Origin of the sequence: Caulobacter sp. 602-1, from assembly GCF_003931565.1 — a bacterium.
Classification (GTDB): Bacteria; Pseudomonadota; Alphaproteobacteria; order Caulobacterales; family Caulobacteraceae; genus Caulobacter.
In genome coordinates, this window is sequence record NZ_RRYI01000090.1 from 1 (window position 1) to 307 (window position 307).

Sequence of the window (307 nt, forward strand, 5' to 3'; positions counted from 1 at the left end):
GAAGCGGTCGGAGCGCCACCGGCACCGCGGCCGTAGAACATCAGATCGTCAGCAGCCTCAGCCTTGACGAACACGGCGTTGAAGGAGCCGTGTACGGAGGCCAACGGGTGGCTCTCGTCAATCAGGGCCGGATAGACACGAGCGGAGACGCCGGCTTCGCTATTCTCGACCACGGCAAGCAGCTTGATGACCTTATGCTCGGCGGTGGCGGCGGCGATGTCATCGGCAGTGATCTTGGTGATGCCTTCAACGGACACATCGTCGATGGTCACGGAGGTGTGGAAGCCGAGGGTGGCCATGATGGCGG

1 pseudogene is annotated in these 307 nt (G+C 62.9%); it reads right to left on the reverse strand.

From position 1 onward, the window contains the following. Positions 1–307 (reverse strand): annotated as a pseudogene (locus EIK80_RS25370) (homoserine dehydrogenase); the annotation flags it as partial.